Source organism: Tomitella cavernea (genome assembly GCF_016599145.1).
Lineage (GTDB): Bacteria > Actinomycetota > Actinomycetes > Mycobacteriales > Mycobacteriaceae > Tomitella > Tomitella cavernae.
Genome location: NZ_JAENKO010000098.1, coordinates 1 through 3,955 on the forward strand (window position 1 = coordinate 1; position 3,955 = coordinate 3,955).

4 protein-coding genes are annotated in these 3,955 nt (G+C 73.1%); 2 read left to right on the plus strand and 2 right to left on the minus strand.

Annotated features, from left to right (window positions below; all coding sequences use genetic code 11):
* Positions 1-599, minus strand: a 599-nt coding sequence (locus tag JJ683_RS18515) for a hypothetical protein (protein WP_200176281.1), incomplete at its 3' end; no start/stop codon positions are given.
* 121 nt (positions 600-720) lie between these two features.
* Positions 721-1,401 carry a DUF6474 family protein gene (locus tag JJ683_RS18520; RefSeq protein ID WP_200176282.1) on the minus strand — a complete coding sequence of 227 codons (681 nt, stop codon included), beginning with the start codon at positions 1,399-1,401 and terminating at the stop codon, positions 721-723.
* Between the two features lie 117 nt (positions 1,402-1,518).
* Between JJ683_RS18520 and JJ683_RS18525 the strand changes: the two genes are divergently transcribed.
* Both JJ683_RS18525 and JJ683_RS18530 read left to right on the plus strand, forming a co-directional pair.
* Positions 1,519-3,210, plus strand: a complete 1,692-nt coding sequence (locus tag JJ683_RS18525) for a TM0106 family RecB-like putative nuclease (protein ID WP_307811054.1) — start codon at positions 1,519-1,521, stop codon at positions 3,208-3,210.
* Positions 3,211-3,368: 158 nt separating this feature from the next.
* Entirely contained in the window at positions 3,369-3,836 is a 468-nt protein-coding gene (locus JJ683_RS18530; protein WP_200176284.1) for a hypothetical protein, read from the plus strand.
* The last annotated feature ends 119 nt before the right edge of the window (positions 3,837-3,955 follow it).

Consider the following 3,955-nt stretch of genomic DNA (forward strand, 5'->3'; position numbering starts at 1 on the left):
CGGGTCAGCGGGGTCACGGGCACCGCGGCGGCACAGGCTGCGGGCCGGGCCGCAGGCCGCATTACCGGGCGCCGCACCGGGATGACGACGGGCGGGGCGACGGGGACGAGCCGGCGGAACGCGCGCGCCACCGGCCCGTACAGCGACTCCGCGGCAGTGACGAGGACTGCGCAGGCAAGCGTGGCGGCGACGTGCGCGGCGAACATCTCCGGGCCGAGGGCCGTCACCATGTGGACCACGTGGGCGAGGGGGCCGCCGGGGACGACGGGGGCCGCGTGCGACATCGCGGCCCCGGCCATCATGTGGTGAGTCATCGCGCCGTGCATCGCGGCCGACCCGTGCGCCGCACCCTCGGCCAGGCTCAACAACATGTGCCCGGCGCCCTGCCCGGCCATCAGCGCCGCGAACACGGCCGACCGGCGGTAGGGGATCCGGCGGCGGTCCACCGCGGGGCCCGCGAGCCACCCGGCCGCGGCGCCGATCAGCAGGATCAGTGCGATGCCCGACGCGGAGGGGACCACGCCGCCGCCCGCGCAGTGGGCGGCGATGGCGAGGGCGGCAGTGAGGACCGCGACCGACAGGCCGCGCAGGCGGGGCACTGTCGTTTCGGCGCCACCGACCAAGCGCGACGCCGGCCGCGCGTGGCGGAGGGGCAGGCGGATCATCGTCGGTCTCGGGGGCTCCCTCTGCGCGTGGCGGGCGCCCCGGTGCCGGCGAAGGTCACTTGACGCCCAGGCGGGCGAGGATGTCCGCATCGATGGCGTCGAGCTCGTCGGCGATGGCGCTGTGCGCGGACCGGCGGCGCTCGCCGGGCATCGTCTCCGCCGCGTCGACGGCGGCGCCCAGGTCCGCGAGGCGCGCGCGCATCGCCTTGGCGAACTCGGCGGTCTCCGCGTCGCGCGCGTTGCGCTCGACGAGCTGGTCCAGGGTGCGCCCCGCCCCGGTGACACGGGCACCCAGCTTGGCGCCGGACCCGCTGAAGCTGCCCAGCTCATCGACGCTCACGCCGAGCTTGTCGGCGCGGCGCTGGTCGAGGAGCGTGCGCATCGCGGTGGCCCCGCGGTAGGCGAGCGGCACCACGACGGGGGCGAGCACGCGCGCGACACCCAGGTAGCGGCCCACGGACTTCGCGTCGAGCCGCCCGGCCTCGGCCTTGGCCTTCTCGGCCTCCGCGATCTTGAGCCGGTTCTTGTGCTCGGCGGCGGTGGCCTTCCGGTCCGCCTCGTTCTCCTTGTGCCGGGACTTGGCGCGCTTCCGCTCGAGCTTGAGTGCGGCCCTGTCACGCTTGCGGCCGTTCTTCGCGCCCAGCTTGGCCTCGAGGCCCGCCTTGTGTTTGAGCGCGGCGGCCTCGGCCTTGCGGCGCGACCTGCGCGACGTGCGATTCTTCTTCAACAGTCCCATACGAAGGCCTTCCGTGGTGTCTGCCGGGGTGCGCTGCGGCGGCGGCCGGCCGCCGCGATCCCCGCCGCGTGAGGGCATGCCCGTCCCACCCTATGGCAGGGAATAGGCTCGTGGGTTGTGACCTCCCCTGCTGTGCCCGCGAACGCGCCCGCCGCTCCGGCGCTGCGGGCGTCGGACCTGACCCGGTGCCGGCACCGCATCCACCGCGCCGCCACGCTGCCGCGCGGCGTAGTGCTGCCGGCGGAGCCGACGAGCGTGGCCCAGCGCAAGGACGCCGCCGCCGACCACCGCGAGGACGTCCGCGCACGCCTGGCCGACGATTACCGGCGCCACCACCCCCGCGGATCCTGGAATGAGGACGTGCACGGGGAGGCGCTCGCCGCCGCGGACCTGGCGGCGCTGCCGGACCGTGTATGGAACGCGCGGCTCCCGCAGGAACGCGACACCCTGCGGGCCGGCGGCGTAGACCTGCTGCTCCGTGATGACGTCCACGGCGGCTACATCCCGGTGATCGTGGTCAACCACAAGGTGACCGACCCGGGCAGCGGGGCGACGACGTCGCCGATGGGCGAGTGGGCGCCGCACGCCGACCCGCACCGCAAAATGCGGGGGCAGACGCGCGACCAGGTGCGCCTGGCGCACGTCACCCGGATGCTCGAGGGTCTGGGATTGGCCACTCCGGTGCAGGTGGGCGGCGCCATCGGCTACGACGCCGACTGCATTGTCGCCTACGAACTGGGCGGGGACGGCGGCATCCTCGAGCAGTACGACGCGCGGTTCGCCGACCGGCAGGCGGTGGCCCGCGGCCTGGTGGACACCGCTCCGGCCCGCATCGCGGAGTGCGCGTCCTGCCCGTTTTGGAACGACCTCACCGGGTCCGACGGCCGGACCGTCGACGGGTGCGGGACGGTGCTGCGCGAGCGTCACGACGTCTCGCTGGTCGCCACCGGGCACCGCGGCACGATGCTGCGGGCCGCCGGCATAGGCACCATCGACCGGCTCGCGGCGTGGCAGGGGCGGGGGCCCGACGAATGGCACGGCGGCGGATTCGACGACACGGTGGTGTCGGCGCGCGCCTGGCTGGTGGACGAGCCGCTCGTGCGGCGCGGCGCCCATGTGACGGTGCCGCGCGCCGACGTCGAGGTGGACGTGGACATGGAGAGCTACCAGGAACACGGCGCCTACCTGTGGGGCACGCTGTTGACCGACGCCGGCGTGGACCTGGGCTACCGCCCCTTCGCCACGTGGGATCCGGTGCCGACCGACGACGAGGCGCGCTCGTTCGCCGAGTTCTGGACGTGGCTGATGCGGCTGCGGGACGGTGCGCTGGCGGAGGGGCGCACCTTCGCCGCGTACTGCTATTCGCAGAACGCCGAGAACAAGTGGCTCCTCGGCTCGGCCACCCGGTTCCAGGGCTACCCGGCGGTCCCTCCCGTGGAGGAGGTGCGCGCGTTCATCGAGTCCGACCACTGGGTGGACATCTTCGAGTACGTGGGCGAGAACTTCGTGAGCCCGCGCGGCCGGGGACTCAAGGTGCTTGCGCGGTTCGCCGGGTTCGACTGGCGCGACGACGACGCGGGCGGCGAGGCGTCGATGGCCTGGTACCGCGCGGCGGTGGGCCTCGACGGCGACGCGCCCGCGCACGACCAACGCACCCGGGTACTCGAGTACAACGAGGACGACGTGCGCGCCACCAAGGCGCTGCGCGAGTGGATGAGTGAGGCCGCGGCCGACGAGGTCCCGTCCATCGACGATCTGCCGGTTCCGGGGGAGGCCGAGCTGCGGGCCGTAGAAGCTGCGCTGGGCTGACATGTAAGCCGTTCTGTCCACCGATAGGGGGACATGCGGCCTCCCCCGGTGTTTCGCCTGGTAACGGGACATACATGGCGTGCGTTTCGCCGGATAGTGGAGTCATCGCCGGAACACACCGGCACACCGCATCACCGACTCGCACAGGAGACACCGCCATGAGCATCACCACCCGCGCCACCGCCACCGTCCTCGCCTCCACCGTCCTCGCCGGCGGCGCCGCCACCGCGGCGCTGCTGGGCACCGGCGTGGCGCAGGCGATGCCCACCGAGCACGACGCCACCGCCGTCATCACGGTCAACAACAACACCGACTCGACGATGTTCTACGACGGCGGTTTCGCCCGGGACGGGCAGTGGGTGGACGCGCCGCTCACGCAGATCAACCCGCACAGCAGCGAGACGATCACCGTGGAGGGGGTCGGCGGCGGCAACGGGGTGTCGGCGACCATGAGCTACCACCTGTCCGGCACCTCGATGGCGCCGCGCGGCGATGTCACGCTCGTCGCCGACGGCTACGCGACGAACACGGGCACGGCGGGCACCAGCTGGCAGCAGCCCCTGAACGTCACCTCGTTCGTGCAGGCCGGGTATCCGCACTCGAGCTTCGTGTTCACCATCGACTGATATGTAGTTGGTTTTGTCAACAGCGCAGGAGGAAGCGCCGCCATGGCTGGTTGCCGTGGCGGCGCTTCCGTTTCCGGGCGGCCTGCCTGCGTGGCGCTTTGAGCGTGTCTTGCGACGCA